Annotated in this window: 10 protein-coding genes; 5 read left to right on the plus strand and 5 right to left on the minus strand. The window is 61.3% G+C overall.

Annotation, left to right across the window (positions count from 1 at the left end; genetic code table 11):
* Positions 1–104: 104 nt before the first annotated feature.
* The 3 genes from ACQE3D_RS00580 to ACQE3D_RS00590 are packed head-to-tail and all read left to right on the plus strand — an operon-like array spanning position 105 to position 3,894.
* A complete protein-coding gene (locus ACQE3D_RS00580; RefSeq protein WP_064026980.1) occupies positions 105–1,010 on the plus strand; it encodes an AAA family ATPase in 906 nt (301 codons plus the stop codon).
* On the plus strand, positions 1,007–1,951 hold the full coding sequence (locus ACQE3D_RS00585; protein ID WP_281021906.1) for a DUF58 domain-containing protein: 945 nt from the start codon (positions 1,007–1,009) through the stop codon (positions 1,949–1,951). Before ACQE3D_RS00580 ends, ACQE3D_RS00585 begins: the two co-directional genes overlap by 4 nt.
* A complete protein-coding gene (locus ACQE3D_RS00590) occupies positions 1,948–3,894 on the plus strand; it encodes a transglutaminase TgpA family protein (protein WP_313729392.1) in 1,947 nt (648 codons plus the stop codon). Before ACQE3D_RS00585 ends, ACQE3D_RS00590 begins: the two co-directional genes overlap by 4 nt.
* A gap of 20 nt (positions 3,895–3,914) precedes the next feature.
* On the opposite strand, the gene ACQE3D_RS00595 is transcribed toward ACQE3D_RS00590, so the two are convergent.
* Positions 3,915–4,220 carry a hypothetical protein gene (locus ACQE3D_RS00595; protein WP_281021908.1) on the minus strand — a complete coding sequence of 102 codons (306 nt, stop codon included), beginning with the start codon at positions 4,218–4,220 and terminating at the stop codon, positions 3,915–3,917.
* Positions 4,221–4,319: 99 nt separating this feature from the next.
* On the opposite strand from ACQE3D_RS00595, the gene ACQE3D_RS00600 reads away from it, so the two are divergent.
* Both ACQE3D_RS00600 and ACQE3D_RS00605 read left to right on the plus strand, forming a co-directional pair.
* Positions 4,320–5,240, plus strand: coding sequence for an SPFH domain-containing protein (locus ACQE3D_RS00600; RefSeq protein WP_064026972.1), 921 nt, complete (start codon positions 4,320–4,322; stop codon positions 5,238–5,240).
* A 4-nt stretch (positions 5,241–5,244) separates the two neighbouring features.
* Positions 5,245–5,688: an NfeD family protein gene (locus tag ACQE3D_RS00605; protein ID WP_313729391.1), complete on the plus strand. Its 444-nt coding sequence runs from the start codon at positions 5,245–5,247 to the stop codon at positions 5,686–5,688.
* A gap of 27 nt (positions 5,689–5,715) precedes the next feature.
* Here the strand turns inward: ACQE3D_RS00605 and ACQE3D_RS00610 are convergent, their stop codons facing one another.
* The 4 genes from ACQE3D_RS00610 to ACQE3D_RS00625 form a co-directional block, all read right to left on the minus strand.
* Positions 5,716–6,501 (minus strand): class I SAM-dependent methyltransferase, encoded by a 786-nt coding sequence (locus ACQE3D_RS00610; RefSeq protein WP_064026968.1) that lies wholly within the window; start codon positions 6,499–6,501, stop codon positions 5,716–5,718.
* 197 nt (positions 6,502–6,698) lie between these two features.
* A complete protein-coding gene (gene lpdA / locus ACQE3D_RS00615) occupies positions 6,699–8,114 on the minus strand; it encodes a dihydrolipoyl dehydrogenase (protein ID WP_313729390.1) in 1,416 nt (471 codons plus the stop codon).
* A gap of 394 nt (positions 8,115–8,508) precedes the next feature.
* Complete coding sequence (murI, locus tag ACQE3D_RS00620) at positions 8,509–9,318, minus strand: glutamate racemase (RefSeq protein ID WP_313729389.1); 810 nt, start codon at positions 9,316–9,318, stop codon at positions 8,509–8,511.
* A 153-nt stretch (positions 9,319–9,471) separates the two neighbouring features.
* On the minus strand, positions 9,472–19,803 hold the full coding sequence (locus tag ACQE3D_RS00625) for a filamentous haemagglutinin family protein (RefSeq protein WP_313729388.1): 10,332 nt from the start codon (positions 19,801–19,803) through the stop codon (positions 9,472–9,474).
* Positions 19,804–19,835 lie beyond the last annotated feature (32 nt).

A 19,835-nucleotide genomic window follows, 5' to 3' on the forward strand; every position in this document is an offset into this window, starting at 1 on the left:
GCATGGGTGTTGGGGCTGTCGGCTTTATACAACGAAGCCGATGGCGGGTGCAACCGGGCTGGACTATACTCGGCCGCAGCCCTTTCGCTACCGACATTTCTCCGATGGATCTCGCCCTCGAACGCTTATTGGACACCGCTAACCGGATTATCCTCGGCAAGCCCCGCCAAATCCGGTTGGCGGTTTGCTGTCTGCTGGCCAGAGGACATCTGTTGATCGAGGACATTCCGGGCGTCGGCAAAACCACGCTGGCGCACACCCTGGCCAAACTGTTTGGGATGGAGTACCAGCGCATCCAGTTCACCAGCGACATCTTGCCCGCCGACATTCTCGGCTCGTCGGTGTTCGATGCCAATCGCCAGAGTTTTACGTTTCACGCCGGACCGATTTTCAAGCAAATGGTGCTGGCCGACGAAATCAACCGGGCCACACCCAAGGCCCAAAGCGCGTTGCTGGAGGCGATGGAAGAGCGTCAGGTCACGATAGAAGGCAAGACCTATCCGTTGCCGCGGCCGTTTTTCGTGATCGCGACCCAGAATCCGGCTCACCAGATCGGCACTTTCCCGCTGCCGGAATCGCAGGTGGATCGGTTTTTGATGCGGATCGAACTGGGTTATCCCGATCGCCAGGCCGAACGCGAATTGCTAAGCGGCCGTCCCCGGCATGCCTTGATTGACAATCTGCCGGTGGTGATCGGCGCCGGCGAATTGCTCGAAATGCAATTGGCGGCGACCGAGGTTCACGTTTCGCCGGCCTTGCTGGATTATCTGCAAGGCATCTTGGATTTCAGCCGGCACCACCCGGATTACGCCAGCGGCTTGTCGCCGCGCGGCGGATTGGGCTTATTGGCCGCTGCTAGGGCTTGGGCGTTTCTGGACCGGCGCAAGGCGGTCTTGCCGGAAGACTTGCAAGCCGTGTTGCCGGCGGTGGCCGGCCATCGCTTGCAGGCGGGGGTTGTCGATTCGGCGGCCACCGTCGCGCCGATACTCGAACAAGTTGCCGTGTTGTGAGCCTGAAGCTGTCGGAACGCTTTCGCCTGTCCCGCTTCATTCGCGGCGAAGCGCCGTCCGGCGACGCGATAGAACTCAATCACCGGCGCATCTTCATTATTCCCAACCGGCGGGGATTGTTGTTCGTTGGCTTGATCGGCGTGCTATTGCTGATCGGCTACGTTTACGGCAACAACCTGTGCTACTTGTTGGGGTTTTTGTTGGCCGGCGTTTTTTTCGTGACGATACTGCATACCTATCTGGCGCTGGCGGGCTTGGTGGTGCGGGCCGGGCGGCAGGCACCGGTATTCGCGGGCCAACCGGCCGCTTACGCTTTTACGCTGGAACCGGGACGGCGACCTCGTCCAAATCTCGAGTTGAGTTTGCGGAGTCGCTTGACAGTGGAATTGCCGGCCGAACAAAGCCGTACCGTCACGTTATTCGAGACTGCCGCCCTGCGCGGACGGCGCCAACCGGGCACTTTAACCGTCAGCAGTAGTTATCCGCTGGGTATATTTCGGGCTTGGTCGCCGTTGCGTTTCGATAGTCCATTGCTGGTTTACCCTAAACCGGCCGAGCCGGGCGCGCCGTTTCCCGAGCAAGCCGGCGGCGACGGCCGGGCAGGCTATCGGGCGCGCGGCGGCGACGAGTTCAACGGATTGCGGGCCTACCAACTCGGCGATACCCTGCGGCAGATCGATTGGAAGACTTACGCCAAGGGCCAGGGCGTGCATAGCAAACAGTACGGCGGCAATACCGCCGCCGAGCTGTGGCTGGATTTGCAAGCGGCGTCCGGCCACCATTTGGAGGAACGCTTGAGTTTGCTGTGCCGCTGGGTGGTGGACGCCGAACATGCCGGCCTGCGTTACGGCTTGGTGCTACCCAATCTGCGCCTGGCGCCCGATCGCGGTACCCAGCATTATCGGCGCTGCCTGGAAGCGCTGGCGGTGTTCGGCGTATGACCGACTATTTACCCGACCGCCTGCTCTGGTTTGTGTTGGCATCGACCGGCCTGATCGTGTTGCCGCACGCCTGGCACGTGCCGCTGCCGCTGTTCGGTTTTTTCCTATTGCCGCTGGGTTGGCGATGCGTCGGTATCGGCCGGCCGGACTGCTTGCCGGGCAAGTGGCTGTTGTTCGCGCTGACCGTGGCCGGGCTGGCCTTGCTGTTCAGTCAGCAGCGCGGCGTGTTCGGCCGCGATGCCGGCACCGGTTTATTCGTGGTGTCGCTGGGCTTGAAATTGTTGGAAATTCGCGGCCGGCGCGACGTTTACGTGATCGTGTTTTTGTCGTTCATCGTCGCCGCTACCCAATTTCTTTACGAAGAAAGCATCTTGATGGCCGGCTATATTGCGCTGGTCTGCGTCCTAGGCTTGGCGACCTTGATTACGTTGAACAGCCGGACGCCGCGCACCGGCGCGGCGCTGTGGAGTGCCGGGCGCTTGATCGCCCAGGCTGTTCCGGCCGCGCTGGTGTTGTTCGTATTGTTTCCGCGACTGGAGGCGCCGCGCTGGAGTTGGTTGCAGGATACCGACAGGGCCAGGAGCGGCTTGAGCAATAAGCTGGAGCCGGGCGCCATCGCCGAACTGAGTCTGTCCGGCGACCTGGTGTTCCGGGTGAAGTTCGCCGGCGAGCCGCCACCGGCCCATCTGCGTTACTGGCGCGGGCCGATTTACGCCTTCACCGACGGCGTGGTTTGGCAGCAATTGCCCTACGCCGGTCGCGGCGAAACCGATCCGGCCTTCGATACGACTCGGATTTACGACTACACGCTGTTGATGGAGCCGCAAAACCAGCATTGGGTCTACGCGCTGGATTTGCCTTACCGCTACCCGCCCGAATTGCGCCGCAACGGCTTGTACCAATTGCTGGCCGACAACAACCCCGGCGAACGCGCCGAATATCGGCTGGCGTCTGCCCCCAACTACCGGACCGGCGACCTCGACGACTCGGGACGCCGGGAAAACCTGCAACTGCCGGGCAAACCGGCGCCCAGGATCCAAGCGCTGGTCGAGCGCTTGCGCGACGGCGATGCCGATCCGGAACGCTTCATCACTCGACTACTCGGGTATTTTCGCGAGCAGAATTTTCGTTACACGCTGACGCCGCCGACTATGCCGGTCAAACCGATCGAAGCGTTTTTGTTCGACCACCGGGCCGGCTTCTGCAGTCACTACGCGACCGCGTTCGTTTACGTGTTGCGGGCGGCGGGCATTCCGGCGCGGGTGGTGGGCGGTTATCAGGGCGGCCAGTTCAATTCGGTCGGCGGATTTCTGGAAGTCCGCCAGGCCGACGCGCATGCCTGGGCGGAAGTCTGGCTGGCGGAACGCGGCTGGGTACGCTTCGATCCGACCGCGGCGATTGCGCCGGAACGTATCGAGCGTGGCGTCGATATCGACCTGCAGGTTGCCAGCGGCGCGGTGAACTTTAGGACTTCCAATTTCGATCCAACGGCGCTGAGCTGGTTGCAACGCGGTGCTCAGTTGTGGAGCAACGTCGATTATCAATGGCAGCGCTGGGTCATCAATTACGATAACGCCAGTCAGCGCGAATTTCTGTCGGCGCTGGGGATCCAGGATTGGTTGACGCTGGCCTACTGGCTGTTTGCCAGTTTGGCCGGCATCGGCGGGCTACTGGCCTGGCGTTTGTTGAAACCATTGCGTCGGCGCCGGGACCCGGTCGCCGAGTTGTATAGACGCTTCGTCGCGCGCTTGGTCAAAGCGGGATTGATGGCCAAACCGGGGTATGGTCCGAGCGAATTGGCGGATCAGCTTCGCCGGCTAAGACCCGATTTAGCCGAACCGGCCGGCCGCATCGCCGAAACGTTTAACCGCCTGTATTTCGAGGAAACCGGCGAAGACGTCGATCTAAGCGATTTGAAACGGCGGATCGACGCTCTACGCTGATCGGCCCGGATCGGCCCGTTTTAGGGCTGAGCCGCCGGCTTGGCGGCCGGCGCCGGTTTAACGACCGGCACGTCGCCGCCGGTGGGTGCCGGCGGCGGTGGGGTTTGGGCCTTGGCTTGTTGGGCTTTTTCGGCTTGGAGTTCCTTGTTGCCTTCACCGTACATCACGGCCGACGTCATGAACAGGCCGGTGCAAACAAAGATGATCGGTAAGCGGCCGGGTTTGTCCATCCAAAATAGCAGCCACTTAGGCTTGATCAAACCGACCAGCAACAGGACTAAGGTAAGAATCAGGAGGTTGAAGCTGTAGTAAATCAGAGTGTTCATGTATCCGGGTTGGTTAGCGGCAGGTGAAAGAAACCTATATTATTACCAGGCTTAGGATCGGCAATCATAAAAAAATTACATCAGCCTCGGGAGGCAGTTATGGGCGGTTTCGGTTTATTCGTGACAGTGTTGTTCTTTTTCGCCATTTTGATGGTGTTCATGAGCGTCAAATCGGTGCCGCAAGGCATGGAATACACAGTCGAGCGTTTCGGCAAGTACACGGCGACCTTGACGCCGGGTTTGAACATCATCGTCCCCATCATCGATCAGATCGGCAGAAAATTGAATATGATGGAACAAGTCATCGACGTGCCGTCGCAGGAAGTCATTACCAAGGACAACGCCATGGTGCGGGTGGACGGCGTGGTGTTCTACCAAATCATGGATGCCGCCAAGGCGGCTTACGAGGTGAATTATCTGGATGTGGCGATTATCAATCTGGTGATGACCAACATCCGCACCGTGATGGGTTCGATGGACCTGGACGAATTGCTATCGCGCCGCGACGAAATCAACGCCCGTTTGCTGGCGGTGGTCGACGACGCGACCACGCCGTGGGGCATCAAAGTCACCCGGATCGAAATCAAGGACATTGCGCCACCCAAGGATTTGGTCGATTCGATGGCTCGGCAAATGAAGGCCGAACGGGAAAAACGCGCGCAGATTTTGGAAGCCGAAGGCTTGCGGCAGGCGGAAATTTTAAAAGCCGAGGGTTTGAAACAGAGCGCGATTCTGGAAGCCGAAGGCCGCCGCGAAGCGGCGTTTCGCGAGGCCGAAGCCCGCGAGCGCTTGGCGGAAGCCGAGGCCAAGGCCACGCTGATGGTGTCCGAAGCCATCGCCAAGGGCGACGTGCAGGCGATCAATTTTTTCGTCGCGCAAAAATACATCGAGTCCATCAAGGAGATCGCCACCGCCGACAACAGCAAGCTGATTCTAATGCCGCTGGAAGCCTCCAGCGTGATCGGTGCCTTGGGCGGTATCGGCGAATTGGCCAAGGAAGCTTTGTCCAAAAAAGGCTAGTGCGATGAGCGAATTCGACATCGTGTTCTGGTATTGGTGGGTGGCCGCGGTCGCGTTCCTGGGCTTGGAGATTTTGGTCAGCGGTTTCTTCTTTTTGTGGCTGGCGGTGGCGGCTTTCGTGACCGGCGCGTTGTTACTGGTCGTGCCGGTGATGGGATTTAACGTGCAAGTGCTGCTGTTCTCGGCGATGGCGATCGCGGCGGTACTGGCTTGGCGCCGTTACGCCGGCGCCAAATCGCAAACCAGCGATCATCCGCTGTTGAACCGGCGCGGGGCTCAATACGTCGGCCGTACCTTCAATTTGGTGGAAGCCATCGAAAACGGACAGGGCAAAATCAAGGTGGACGACACGATCTGGAAAGTCCACGGCGACGATTGCCCGGTGGGCGGTAAGGTCAAGGTAGTCGCCGTCAACGGTACCGTGTTCGACGTGGAAATCTGTCGCTAGCTACCCCCAGTGAGGGGATTGCGATTTTTAACCCAGGGTGAGCTTCAATCCGCCAATAGTTTGCCCTGGGTGCTCGTTATCGTTCACGGGCTTAACGCTGAAGAATTTGTCCAAAAACAACGAGGTAGTCTCGGCGTGGGTATTCAAGGGGCCGAGACCGCAAAAATCGATCTGAAGCAATCCTGAATCTCTTAGCAATTTGGCGGATTCCGGATGCCAGTCGGAGTTATCGAGAATAATCAAACCACCTGCTCTTAAATGCTTTAACGCGTTGTTTGCGCAAGCGTAGCGCGTCCTGAAACGAGATTCGCCGTCGACAATAATGACGTCGAACTGGCCGAAATTATTCAAAGCCTCCGCGTAATCGCCAAATGCTTGACTATATTCATCCCCATCTATTGCGACAAGTATCGGTGTGGTGTTGTCCGGTAAGACATTGGAAGACAAGATTTTGTCGTACCAGACCCGTGAGCCCTCCAGGCTCACGACCGATTTAGACCGGCCGGCCCACCATCGGGTCGAATTGCCGCAACCGAATTCAAAGACTTCCGCTTCTGAAAAATCCCATTTCGCCAGTTGTTCGATGGCCGGATAGGTGTACCAGGGGAGCGGATTACCTTCGCGGTCGACGCACATGGTTTCGCGAAGCGAACGCAAATACCCTCTATGAGTTCCAACCGCGCTGCAAGTGTACAAATACTGCTCCAACTCAGATGCGCTAAGCCTATCGTCCAGCAGATTACAGTGTTTAAGTATTCGGTACTTCTTTGCCAATTCAGGCAAGTATTTTATCTTTTTGAATAATTTTTCCATTTTCAGACCTGCTGTCAAAGTAATATTTATAGCCAACGCGGCGGCCTGTCTGGAATCTCCTCGCTAATTCCGAAGGAAATTTCCCATTCCGATGGACGACGCAAGTGATCGAGGAAAAATCAATCATCAAATAAACAACTTGCCGGACATTCAATTTCCGACGCCAATTATGATCGGAAATCAAACCGCTAAACTATCTACTTTTTAACGTAAAGATCGGTAATCGTCCCTTCTATCATCTCCGCCGCGAACGCAAACGTCTCCGACAAGGTCGGGTGCGGATGGATGCTCAGGCTGACGTCGGTGGCGTCAGCGCCCATTTCCAAGGCCAATACCGCTTCCGCCACCAACTCGCCTGCGCCGGGGCCGGTGAAGCCGGCACCCAGGATTCGCCCGTTGGTTTTGTCGGTCAAAATTTTAGTGATGCCTTCGCTACGTCCCAAGGCTAACGACCGACCGCTGGCGGCCCACGGGAATACGGCTTTGTCGTATTCGACGCCTTGCTGTTGCGCCTGGGTTTCGGTCAATCCCATCCAGGCCACTTCCGGATCGGTGTAGGCCACCGATGGAATCGTCAACGCATCGAAACCGGCTTTATGGCCGGCAATGGTTTCGGCGGCGATTTTGCCTTCGTGAGTGGCTTTGTGGGCCAGCATCGGGTTGCCGACGATATCGCCGATCGCGAAAATGTGGCCGACGTTGGTGCGGCCCTGTTTGTCGACCGGAATAAAGCCGCGTTCGTCGACGGTAACGCCTGCTTTATCGGCGTCGATTAGTTTGCCGTTCGGCCGACGGCCGACCGCGACCAGCACCGCGTCGAAAGTTTCGCTTTCCGGCGCGTCCTTACCTTCCATAGATACCTTAATGCCAGCGTCGGTGGCTTCCATCGCTTTCACGCTGGTTTTCAGCCACAGATTGTCGTATTGCTTTTTGATCTTACGTTGCAGCGGCGTGACCAAATCCTTGTCGCAGCCGGGGATGATTTGGTCCATCAACTCGACCACGCTGATTTTCGAGCCCAAGGCGTGATACACCGTCGCCATTTCCAGACCGATGATGCCGCCGCCGACGATCAGCAGCTTCTCCGGCACGAAGTTCAAGTTCAACGCATCGGTCGAATCCCAGACGCGCGGGTCGTCGTGCGGGAAACCGGGAATTTTAGTCGGCTGCGAGCCGGCGGCGATGATCGCGTTATCGAAAGTCACGGTTTGGCTGCCGGACTCGTTTTCGACGGTCAGGCTATTGGCTGAAGCGAACTTGCCGACACCGTTGATCACGGCGACTTTGCGCTGTTTGGCCAGCTTCGCCAAACCTTGATTCAAACCCTGGCTGACGCTTTGCTTCCAGCCGCGAATTTTATCCAAATCGACTTGCGGCTGGCCAAAGCTGACGCCGTGTTCGGCCATCGCCTCGGCTTCATGGATGATTTGCGCGGCGTGCAACAAGGCTTTCGACGGAATGCAACCGACGTTCAGACAAACGCCGCCCAGCACCGGATAGCGTTCGACCAGGACCACCTGCTTGCCCAAATCGGCGGCGCGGAAGGCCGCCGTGTAACCGCCGGGGCCGCCGCCCAGGACCAGAACTTCGGCGTGAGTTTGTGTATTGCTCATGAAATGGAACTCCTAAATGACGAAATCGGTGAGGCGTGCCAGCTGATGCCGAAACGGCGTCAACGCTTAAAGGCGATTTTACAGCTTACCGCGACGGATCAAAAACTAAACTGAGGCCTTTCGGTAAAACCTGCGTCAGCGACCGGCGGCACTCGAGAGCCAGATGCCCTGACGCGCTGAGCATCAGGCTAGGGGTAAGGATCAGCCGGGTTTCGGGGGGAACCCGGTCGGAATCGCGGGGCGACTTTCGAGACTGGGTTTTAACGGATGAGCCGTAGGCGAGGACCTGTGGCGTGGTATTCCACATAATCGAAGGCGTTTGGACACCGGTCTGTCCGTACTTTTTCGGCACAAACAGACAAGTGCCCGTCGGGTCCTTATACCCTCGGGCCGGCTACGGCACGCCCGCTGGCAGCGTATACACCGCTTGGGAGGTTTCGCCGATCGTCGCCAAAAAAGCCGACATGTCGGGCGCCGAACCGGACGTGTAGTAAGTGGTGGCGCTGGCTGGTCGCCGAGGCGCGGTGGCGGCCGGCAGAACACGGGCGAGTTGCCGGGCGATGGCGTCGGAAGGCTCGACCACCGCGACCGTCGGTCCGGCAATCCGCGAAATTTCCGAAGTCAGAAACGCGTAATGCGTGCAGCCCAGCACAATGGTATCGGCGCCGGCGGCAATGCCGGGTCTGATGAATTTGTCCAACAGATCTAAGGTTGCCGCGCTACCAAATTCGCCGCGTTCGACCTGGTCCGCCAAACCCGGACACGGTTGCAGGATCACGTTAACCTCCCGGCCGTAGGCGCTGCACAGTCGGGCGACCGACGCGCTCCGGATCGTGTTGGTGGTGGCCATGACCAACACCACCTTGGATTGCGTGATTCGCGCGGCCGGCTTGATGGCCGGTTCCATCGCGACGATCGGCAAGCCATGCAGTTTGCGTAGCTGTTGGGCGGCGACGACGCTGGCGGTGTTGCAGGCCAGCACCAAGGCTCGCGCGCCGCGTTGCACCAGGAAGGCGGCGATTTGCCGGGCGCGCGCTTCGATGAAGTCCGGCGCCCGGTCGCCGTACGGCGCGTGGGCATTGTCCGCGACGTAAACGAAGGATTCGTTTGGCAACTTTTCCCGTAAGGCGCGCAACACCGACAGTCCGCCGATGCCGGAGTCGTAAACGCCGATCGGCGCGGAACAGGTTTCGGAGGTGGGCATGATCGAGCTAAGGCTCCCAATTGGCGAACCGTGAATTTTCGCACATTCACTGAAAAACGCTCGCGCGGAATCCTGTCTTGGGCTTACCCAAGCGCTTTGCCGCTACTGCCCGAGGTCTACCCGGCGAAATTAAATTGCGGCCTAGCGGTCCCGTTAGTCGCCGCACCCCGCCTTGCCGGACTTGATGTCGGCAAGGCTGCAAGCACCGAAACCAAGCAATTGGCTGTCCAACAACGCCACTTTGACCGAACGTCCGGCCGCGGAATCGTCGGTTTGCTGCTCGGCGGCCGCTTCGTTTGTCGACGCTGACCGGCTGGCGGCGGCCGCTGCCGCGCCGGCATTGTCGGGCATGGTCGGGAGTGCCAGGATTTGGCCGAATCCGATACTGCTTCCCAATACCTGAATATTGCTGGCGCCGATCACGGCGGTGGCGGCAATTGTCACGTTCTGCCCACCGATACCGGCCTCGCCGGCATCGACGACGCCTTTCGGCGCGGCCAGCACGACATTGCCTATCCTATCGCTGTTATAGCCCGACTGCGCCCGAATACCGCTGCCGGAAATCGTCGGCGGAAATTCGACGATCAGTTGGCTGGTGGATTTGTCGATGCTGATTCTTGGCGCGGCGGTCGCCAAGGCCGCTTTGGCGCCGCGGCCCGCGTCGATATTGCCCTCGGAAGACCAGACGGTAATGTCGCCGCCGGCCAATGTGAATACCCGTTGCTGGTTCACCTGCAAGTCGTTTTTGACCAGGATGTTGATGTTGCCTTCGCGCTGAGCCATGATGCCCAGATCGGCTTGGTCGGCTTTACCGCCGGTAAATCCCGAAGCCAGGCCGACGTTGATCATGCCGCCCGGCGCCAACAGATTGACGTCGCCGCCTTGCACGGTTTGAATCCGGCTAAAGAACAACTTGATGTCGCCGGCCGGCGCGTCCGGGAACAACAGAGCGATCGCGTCGTAACCGCGTTGGTAGGCCGCCTGCTGCTTGGCGCCCGTCGTCACCGCCGCGGCCTTGGCCGAGGCGCGAATTTCGTCGAACAGCACCGCCAACGCGATTTGTAGCCGGCCGATCGGCGTGGTTTGTTGCTCTAAGGAAGCGCGCAAGCTTTGGTAGTTGCCGGACACGACATAGGTGTTCAGGAAGTCTTCCAGCGGCGCGGTGGAGTCGGAGAAGCGGTTGCCGGCCAACACGCTAATGTCGGCGCCTTGACTGGGTAGCGCAACGTTGTGCAAATTGCCGACCGAGATAATGCCGCCGGACACGCCCAGGTCAATATTGCGACCGGCCCACACGTTCAACAAACCCGGCCCGCCCAGTTCGATTTGGGCGTTGGTCGTAATATAAGCCCCGGTCGTCGGGTTTCTGATCAACTCGTAGAGGATGTCGCGGCCGGCGCTGATGCTGCTGACGTCGTCGGCATGCAGATTCTGCAAGGCCAAGCCCAGGTTTTTAAAGTCCAGTCCGGCGTAAAACGTGGTGGCCTTGGCGGTAATCACGCTGGCGGACCCGATACCGGTGATGCTGCCGTGCGCGGCAATCAGCCGATTTGAACGGCTGTCGTTGGTGTGGACCGATACATCGGCGTGCTGGGGCGAATTGCCGCCGGTATTGGTCGGATTCAGCACGGACGGCAACAGGCTGGGATCGGCGTCCAGTTGTTCGATCTTGCTGTCGCTTAGCGTACCGACGCCCAGGGTCAGATTGCCCCAGGCCGCCAGATCCAGCGTCCCGCCGCTGCTCGGAAACAGCGACAGCGAATTGTTGACGTTGATATCGCCGCTGAGCGCGTGGGCGGTCAGATTGCCGGGATAGTAGGACCACCAATCCACGCCGGCCTGAGAAATATAGGATTGCGGATCGCTGGTGGCGGTCGGGAAGGTTTTGGCCAGTTGGTCGATCAGATCCGTGTCGTTGTTAAAATCGATAGCGCCGGCCAGCGTTTGCAGTGCGAGGCCGCTACGCTCGCTGTAATTGAAAAAGTAGCTGTTGACGATGGCCGTATTGGACGCCGGATTACTGGCCGGTGGGACACCGAACGGATTCACAACCGCGCCGACCGCGATACCGATCGCCGCTTGCACGTTAAAGATCGAATCGCCGATCGCGAAAATCGGCCCCGCGCTGTAGACGACGCTGTCTTCCGGGGCGTCCGGATCGGATCGGCTGGCGGTAATCGCGCCGCCGGCCTTCAGGTTAGCGTTGCCCTTGTCCACAAAAAACACCCCGCCGGCAATGTCGCCGCCCGCCCGCAAGTTCAGATCGCCGCCGCCGCGAATCAGCGGCATGCTTTCGGCGATGTTACCGTCGGCATCGACGGCGCCGGTCAGCTTGGCCGAGGTCGGCAGCATCACCGACAAATTCAGAATGTCGCGGCCGGCGTTGATTTCTATATCGCCGCTGCCGAGCGCGCCAAGGTTTTCCCGGAAGCCAAAGCTTTGGTTTTGGTTGTTAAAGCTATACGGCGCATCGAAGCTGATACCCCAGGCCGTGGCGCCTGTCAATGTACCGTCATCGGCTGGCGATCGAACGCTGCCGTGTTGCAGCCAATCGCTGAGGAACTGCGAGCTGACCGCGCCGATGATGTCGCCGCCGGCGCGCAGCGCCAAGCCGCCGCCGTCGACCGGATATTCCACGAAAAACTCCTTGCCGGCGGTTTTACCGGACAGACTGCCGTAGCGGTTGACGGACTCGGCGCGGCCCATCGTATAGATTGCCGAAGTCCAGTCGGTCAGCTTGATATTGCCGGCGGCGGCAATCTCGATGTCGCCGGTGCCGGTCCGAATGCGGCTGTTGGCGCCCACCGTCAAATTGCCGGTGCCGAATGCCGGCGCGCTCAGCAAGCCCATCAGGTTCGCGCTGGACAAGTCGGCGCCGGCCACCAGTTGGTAGCTCCAGGACGCGCCGGTTTGCAGGACTTCCCGACTTTGCCAACTGTCGTTAGTACCCAATAATGCGTTCATTTGCTTGCCGTCATAACGGGCAATGCCGTCCGACAGGTTTTGATTGATGTCCAAATTTTCGGCGGCGCGAATCACCAACAGCCCTGGTACTTTTTCTGCCCCGAAATGCCAATCCTGGCCATTGGCGTAGGGCAAGGCCAGGTCCCAGCCGTTGAATTCGGTCAAGCCGCTCAGCGTGCGCGGGTTGGCGTTGGTAGTGCCCCTGAAAAACAAGGTTCGGTAGGTGGGCGAGTTGGGATTGGCATCGAAATAATAGCTGCCGGCAGTCAACGAGCAACTGGTCAGCGTGCACGGAGAGTTCGAAGACGCCGGCGAAAAGTAGCTGTACTCCTTGATAATCTCGCCATCGGCGTTTAAGCGGCGTAAGGCCTGGACGGCGCCGGCGATATTGTCCAGCTTGGTTCGCCAGACTGTCGTCGAGCCGACTCTGGTCCAGGTTGCCGTCGCCAAATTCTCGGACAAATTCATATCCAGACTGCCGCTGCCTTGCACGTCCAATCCGGGCTGTAGCGTAAAGCCGCCCAAGCGCCCGCTCAAATCCGCGTTGTCGGCGGCGGCGGTCATGAAAACGCGGGTATCGTCGTACCATTGCTTGATTTGGGCGTTGGTGATGGCGTCGGTCGCGTAATGGGCCATCGCCGCGACTTTCAGGCTGGCGGCGCCGGCGACGCTGCCGGCGGCAATATCGACCGCCGCATCGTCGTCGCCTTTGCGGTTGACGATGACATCGATTTCGCCGCCGCCGGCCGCGCCGCTCAGGTCCAGCACGGAGCCGGACGCTATCGCGACGCCTTCCAGCCCGTCGCCGTCGGCGTCGGTCGAGGTCAACGTGATCGTGCCGCCGGCCTGATCGGCACCGCTCGAAACCGCGCCGAGTTTGGCGCCGGCCAAGATCGTCAGTGCGTCGCCGGCCGCCAGTTGCAGTTTGCCGGCTTGGGTGCCGCTGACGCTCAGTTCGCCGGCCACCGTCAACGAACCGCTGTCGGCGGCCAGCGCGATGTTGGCGGCTTGCAGGCTTTGGCCGGCCGTTATTGTCATGTCGCCCAGGCGCTGGCGGATCGCGATATCGCCGTTAAAACCGCCGTCGTGCAATTGCCCGAGCAACCCGGCCCATTGGGTGGGGCTCAGGCTGAGGCTGTCCAAGGCCAAGCCGCCGCCGACCGCGCCGGAGTGAGCACGGCCCACCAAGCTGCCTGCCAACGTCAGCTCGCCGTTGGCGGCCGCCAGGTTCAGACTGCCGGCGTCGCCGCCGACACTGCTGCCGGATACGTCCAAGCGCGCGCCGTTCAGGATTGCCAGTTTGCCTTGCTCGGCGGTCAGCGAAATATAGCCGCCGCCGGCATAGGCTACCGCATCGGCCAGGTTGACGACCCGGCCGGCGGCATCGATGTCGCCGCCGACCGTCAGGTCGCGGCCGGCGTTCAGCGTCACGCCGCCGGCGGCCAGTTCGATACGGCCTTGTTGCACGATGTCGCGCGCGTTAACGGTCAAGCGCGCGCCCAGGCCGCCACCGACCGCGCCGCCGTTGCCGGCGCCGACCGTCAGATCGTGGCCGCCCAACTCGATCACGGTATTGGCGCCGGCACTGGCGGTCCACACCGGCGCGGTGACGGCCAAGTCGGCGGTCGAGTGGATCGTGGCGGTGCCGTCGTCGATCAGCGCCACACCGGCGCTGAGCGCGACTTGGCCGAAGCCGGACCAAGCGTATTCGCCTTCGGCCAAGCTCAGGCTGTTACGGGCGGATAAATCCAAGCGCATGTCGCCGGCTAAGGTTTGCGCCGCCGCCGCGCGACCGGTATGGGTCAACGTGATCGTATCGGCAACGATGCTGGCGGTTTGTCCACCGGCCACGCCGCGCAAGTTCGCGGCATTCAAGGTTAATTCTTTCACCGCCAGATGCAGCGCGCCGGCAAAGTCGATGGCGTCGTAGCTGTTCAACGCGATACGGTCCGCATTTAGGCCGTTCAAGCTACTGTCGCTCAGGTTCAGGCCGGCGGCCGTGCCGTCGCCGCCCAGCGTGATTCGGCTGGAACTCAAGGCCAGATCGCCGCCGTTCATCGCGATCGTGCCGTTGAATGCCACATCCCGGCTACCGTCCAGCAAGATGGAGCCGGCGCTGCTTAACACCGCGCCGGTTTTTACCTCCAGCAAGCCGGTCGCGTTGCCGACTCCGCCGCCGGAGCGCTCGATTTGGCTTTGCGCTCCCGCCGAAACCCGCAACAAGGCGCCGGCGCCGCTGCCGTCGGCATTCGTCACGCTTAATTCGGTGTCGGTGCGGCTCAACTGGCCGGATGCGGCCAAACTCGCGTTGGCGCCGACCGTGACCCGGTCGCGCGCGGCCAACAGGATTTCCCGGCCGTGCAGGGCTACTCCGTCGCCAATCGCGACGCTATCGGCGGCGACGGTCAGTTGAGTGCCGTCGCCGTTCCGTTGCCGGCGTCCGCCCAATAACAGACTATCGACGTTCAGCCGATTCAGTTGCTCGGCCAATAAGGCGACGCCGTCGCTCGGAACGGCCGCGCTCAAGTCTTGCACGACGTTGAGTTTATTGGCGCCGATGTCCAGCATGCCGCCCAAGCCGCCGGCCGCGGCGGTGGCACTGATGTCGGCGGCCAACGTCAGGCGGCCTTGCGCCAACAGGGCCAGATTGCCGGCATCTTGCGGCAAGCCGGCGCCTTTCGCGCCGAAAAATTCGCTGGCGGTGGTCTCGTCGTATTCCGAGCGGGTCCGGGCAACAGTGCCGGCTTCGACCGCGAAGCCGGACCAGCGGCCGGCGGCGATACCGGTATTCGCGGTGTAACGGTAACCGGCGATGACCTGGGTGCCGTCGATCAGACTACTGGTGGTGCCGGCGGCCATGTCCAAGCTGTCGGCTTGCGGCGTGACCAAAAACGCATTAGGCAACAGTGCGTAATGGGCCGGTAACAGCACGTAGTCGCCGGCCGCCAGATAATTGGCATCGCCCGGATTACCCAGCGCCGCGCTCAAATGCAGGTTGTCGCCAAAATTTAGACCCGAGTTGGCGAATTCGATGGGATCGTAAGCGGCGAAATCCGCCAAATAAGCCGGCAAGATCGCGTAAGCGCCGCTGGTGTCGAGGACATCCTGGCTGCCACCGGCGCCGGCGACGAATTCGAAGGCCGACAAATCGCCGCCGCCGTTCAGATTAACGCTGGCCCCGGCGGCCAGGTTGATGTCGGGCCCGGACAATACGATGGACTTGGCCGGTGCCGTGGTTTGGATGTTGCTGGCGGTGCCGAGCGGATACAGCCAGCCCAGACCGCCTTGGGTGCGGCCGAACGGAATCACGCTGTCGGCGCCGACCGAAGTAATGCTGCCGTCCAACAAGGCCAAGGATAGGCCGGCATTCAACTCGATGCTGCCGAACGGCGCCAGCAAGCGGCCTTGGCTTTGGATATGCGCCGCCTCTATCGTCAACGCGCCGGCCGCCGACAACGGCGTCGCCTGGCTGCCGACGCCGGGCAGAACCGTCACCGTGCCGTCGGGATTGACGGCCGCATCGATAGCGATCGTGTAATGGCTGAGCGTGGTCGGGTAGATTTCCCGAGCGCCCAAGACCAGATCGCCGGCCAGTCTCAGCGCGCCCAGCAAATCCGCTTCGGCATTGGGATTGATGCCGGTCAGCCGCAGGTCGCCGTTGCTGAGCAAGCGAGTCTCGGCGAAGCCGCCGATCGCGGTGGCGCCGAACAGGTTGATCAGGTTGGCGTTAACCGTCAAGCGGTCTTCGCCGCCGGCCGCGCCTGGCGAGCCGGACACGGTTCGGTTCAAGCTCGAACCCAGATTGACTACGTTGGCGGACAGAACGGCCGAACCGTCGCCAACGTGGCCAATCAACGGCGCATCCAGGGTCAAGCTTTGTTCGACGGCCAGAGTGACCGGGCCGTCGAAGCGGATTTCGCCATTGCTCAGGTTCGCCAGACTGAGCCGGTCGGCGCCGCTTTGCGTGATTTGGCGGGCACTGATATAAGCAAGACCATTGAATTCGGCCGGTACGGCGCCGGCCGCGATCGCGGCCTCGACATCGCTCGATAGCACCTCCGCTTCGGCGCCGACCCGAATCACCCGTTCGCCGGTCGGAAAATTGGTGAACTCGCCGGCGCCGCGTTTGCGGATGTCCAGAGCCAGATTGACGGTGCCGCCGGATACGCCGCCGCCGGCCGCGCCGGTACCGGCGCCGGCTTGCGCCAGCAATTGGCCTTGCAGGATCAAACCTTCGGCTGCACTCAGGTCGATCGTACCGCCGGCCGAGGCCAGGGTCTGTTTGGTTCGGCCCTTGGCGTTGAGGATGTCCAGCCGTGCCTGTGTGCCGGAAACGTCGATCGTGCTGCCGGCGGCGGCGGCAATATAGCCTCGGAGAGCGGTCAGCGACACCGTGCCGCCGGCTTTCACATCGCCCTGCGACAAGCCGGAGCCGTTCGGCGTTAGCACGCTGGCGCCGACCGCGTTGAGATGGCCGAGGGCGCCGAGGAAAATGCCTAAATCGGGATCGTAGCCGCTGTCGAAAGCGCTGCCGGGGCTGGTTAGGGCGATTTTGATGGTACCGGCCGGCGCATTCAGCGTGCCGTTAATACGGATGCTATCGTCGGAGGTCAGAGCGAATTGCGCGCCCCAATCCGCGCCTATCCAAGCGTTGGCGCCGATCACGATGCCGCCGTGGTCGCTGACGATGCTAAAACTGGTTCGTCTGGCATGGGTTAAATTCAGGTTAACCGCCTGGCGCTGGTAATCCGGCAGCAACGCCAGATGGACTAATTCGCTTAAAGGCGTGCCGCTGGCGGCTTGCATCGCGTTGCCGTTCAATTGCCAATTGGTTTGGCGCAATTGCCAGCGGGTGCCGTCGGCGATTTTTAACGCGCCATCCGTCGTTGTCAGCGCGTAAGCGCCGAAGTTGGCGTTTTGCAGCCAACTGCTGCTCAAATACAAGGTGCCGTCGGCTTCAATCGGCAGACCGGTGCCGTCGGCGATTTCGACCCGGCCGGTGCTGATGCTCAGCGTGCCGTTTTTTTGCAAGCCGACCGCCGACAGCGTGGCGCCGAGCCGGAATTCGCTCGGTTCGCTGGCGGTACTGTTGTTTTGCAGCGAGATGTTGCCGCCGGCGCCGCCGGTGACTTTATGGGTGGCGGTCATCCGGGCGCCGCCGTTGGCCGCCAAGCTGGCACCGCGCGCCAACAGCAAGCCGCCGCCGGCCTGCAAGGCAATGTCGCCGCCGTCCAGCCACAAGGTTTGCAAGCTATTGGTCCGGCCGTCCTTGATGTCGTTGATCCAGCGGCCGCTGGTGTCGATGCGGCTCGCGGTACCCAGCGTCAGCTTGCCGTCTAAATCGCCGGACACCGAGGTTAACGCGACGTCGCCTGCCGGCGCGATCAGGCTGCCCTGCACATCGATAGTTCCGGCACGGACCGTGAAGCCGCCGCCAGCCGCCAGGTTCAAGACCACGCCGGCGTCGATCGTGAAACGTCCCAGGGTTTTCAACTCGAAATGATTCAGGCCGTGGCCGAACAAGGCCGGCGTCAGCGCCAAGACGTTGGCGATGTCTTCGCCGCCGCCGTTCGCCGCGCCGACAAAGGCCACGGTTTGCGACGAGGTGTCGTTCCAAGTAAGATCCAGGTCCAGCGTGCCGCCGGCGGCGGCCGTGGCCGGATCGCGCTGATACAGGCCGCCGACGGTGTCGGCATTCACGCTGCCGTCGAGGCGCGCCGCTTGGGTCCGGATCGAAAGCGTGCCGGCAGCGCCGCCCTGCCGGTAAGCCGCTTCGTGATGCCGGCCGCTGACGATTTGTTGGTAGGTGCGGTTGGGGTCGGCCGTGGCGATGTCGAACAGGCGGCCGTCGGACAGTAGTTGCGTGGTATTGACGTAACCGCCGAGGTAACTCAGGTAGCCGCCGGAAATGTCCAGGTTGGCGCCGGTCTGGACGATCAGATCGCCTTCCGATTGCAAGCTGATCGTGCCGGCGCCGATACTGCGTTCGAATACCGAGTGCGGCCGCTTGGCGATCGCGCCGGAAGCGTCGGCCAGCGTCGTGCCGTCGCGGACGTCCACCTTGACGGTTTTACCGTGCAAGATACCGTCTTTCTGCAAGGGCGCGTCGCGCAACTCGTAATTGCGCAATTCCAGATCGACGATATTGCTGCTCATCGCCAATTCGACGTTCTTAACGCCGGATACGTCGATGTTACTGCCTTGCTCCAGGACGATCCGGCTGGCGTTGCCGGCGATATTCTGAGTGAGCGGTGCGTCGGGAACGGCGCTGGCGATCAAATTCACATCGCCGGCGTGGGCGACTATTTGCGCGCCATTCTTCAATCGAATGCTCCCGGCCTCGATGTCGATGCGCGAGCGCGGTTGGGTTTGTTCGTCCACGGCGGTGCCGCCGCTGGCGTCCAGCGCCACTTCGGTCAGACTGCCGCCGTCCAGCACCACGCGGGCTTGCCTGCCCAAACCGTCCTCGCCCGCTTGGGCCCTGGTGGTGGTTTTAGGTTTTAGCTTATAGGGGCCTGTTCCGGTCAATTGCGCGCCTTCGCGGGCCAGCAAGCGCACGCTGCCGTTCAAGGCTACCGAGGTCGAGGCCGAAACGACGCCTTGCTGCGACACCGCGAAGCCCAGCATCGTGGTGTTGCCGCGCTCGGTCAAAATCTTGCCGACGTTTTCGACGCTGCCGCCGGTACCCACCTCCACCAACAAGCCGCGCACATCGCTGGTGTCGCTGGCTTGCAAATAGACTTTATCGTTCGCGCCGACTAGCAGGACTTGGCCGTCCGGCGCGGTGATGGTGCCGTCGTTTTCTACGTCCGGCGCCGCCAGCAGCACCCGACCGCTGTTGGCGGCGGAGATCGCGGCGCCGTTCTCGACCAAAATCCGAATTTTCTCGCGCCGGCCGTTGCCGAGATCGCGGTAGACGGCGCCGTCGCCGGTCAACGCCGCGACCGGCGCGGGGTTGACGCCGGTCGCGCCGGAATCGACGACGTTGGCGATGCCCTTGTCGAACACCTCATCCTCGATTTTCAAGGTGGTGGCGACCAGCGAGTTGACGTTGACCGACGCGCCCTGTCCGAACACGAAGCCATTGGCATTGACCAAATACACCTGGCCGTTGGCGCTGAGATTGCCGTAAATCTTGCTGGCGTCGAGCTGGTGAATGTTGTTCAACGCAATCGAACCGCTACCGGGCTGGGCGAATTGCACGCTCTTGCCGGCATCCACGTTAAAGCTTTGCCAATCCAGCACCGCTTTGGCGGTGGTTTGGTTGACGGTCAGTTTTTGGCCGTCGGCGCTGTAGCTGGCGGAGGCATGGCCGACATCGATAGTCGGATGCAAGGCCGGGTTCGCCAACTCGGCGATGCTAGAACCGGGCGTTGCTCCTGCGCCGACCGCGACCGGCAAGCCGGCGTCGGCCAGTAATTCGCCGCCGGCGCCGGCCAGCAAGCCGCCCGCTAGAATCCGCCGAATGCAGACCGCGAGTGGAGCCAGTTTGAAGCTGAACGGGGAGCGCTGGGATTTCATCGAATTTCACCGGAATCGAGTTTGAAGCCTGT

The sequence above is a fragment of the Methylomonas sp. MS20 genome, assembly GCF_050275925.1.
Taxonomy (GTDB): domain Bacteria; phylum Pseudomonadota; class Gammaproteobacteria; order Methylococcales; family Methylomonadaceae; genus Methylomonas; species Methylomonas koyamae_A.

Coding starts and splice junctions, on each gene's coding strand:
- murI (WP_313729389.1), bottom strand. CDS start 9,318: ATGCCCACCTCCGAAACCTGTTCCGCGCCGATCGGCGTTTACGACTCC.
- ACQE3D_RS00625 (WP_313729388.1), bottom strand. CDS start 19,803: ATGAAATCCCAGCGCTCCCCGTTCAGCTTCAAACTGGCTCCACTCGCG.
- ACQE3D_RS00595 (WP_281021908.1), bottom strand. CDS start 4,220: ATGAACACTCTGATTTACTACAGCTTCAACCTCCTGATTCTTACCTTA.
- ACQE3D_RS00590 (WP_313729392.1), top strand. CDS start 1,948: ATGACCGACTATTTACCCGACCGCCTGCTCTGGTTTGTGTTGGCATCG.
- ACQE3D_RS00605 (WP_313729391.1), top strand. CDS start 5,245: ATGAGCGAATTCGACATCGTGTTCTGGTATTGGTGGGTGGCCGCGGTC.
- ACQE3D_RS00610 (WP_064026968.1), bottom strand. CDS start 6,501: ATGGAAAAATTATTCAAAAAGATAAAATACTTGCCTGAATTGGCAAAG.
- lpdA (WP_313729390.1), bottom strand. CDS start 8,114: ATGAGCAATACACAAACTCACGCCGAAGTTCTGGTCCTGGGCGGCGGC.
- ACQE3D_RS00580 (WP_064026980.1), top strand. CDS start 105: ATGGATCTCGCCCTCGAACGCTTATTGGACACCGCTAACCGGATTATC.
- ACQE3D_RS00600 (WP_064026972.1), top strand. CDS start 4,320: ATGGGCGGTTTCGGTTTATTCGTGACAGTGTTGTTCTTTTTCGCCATT.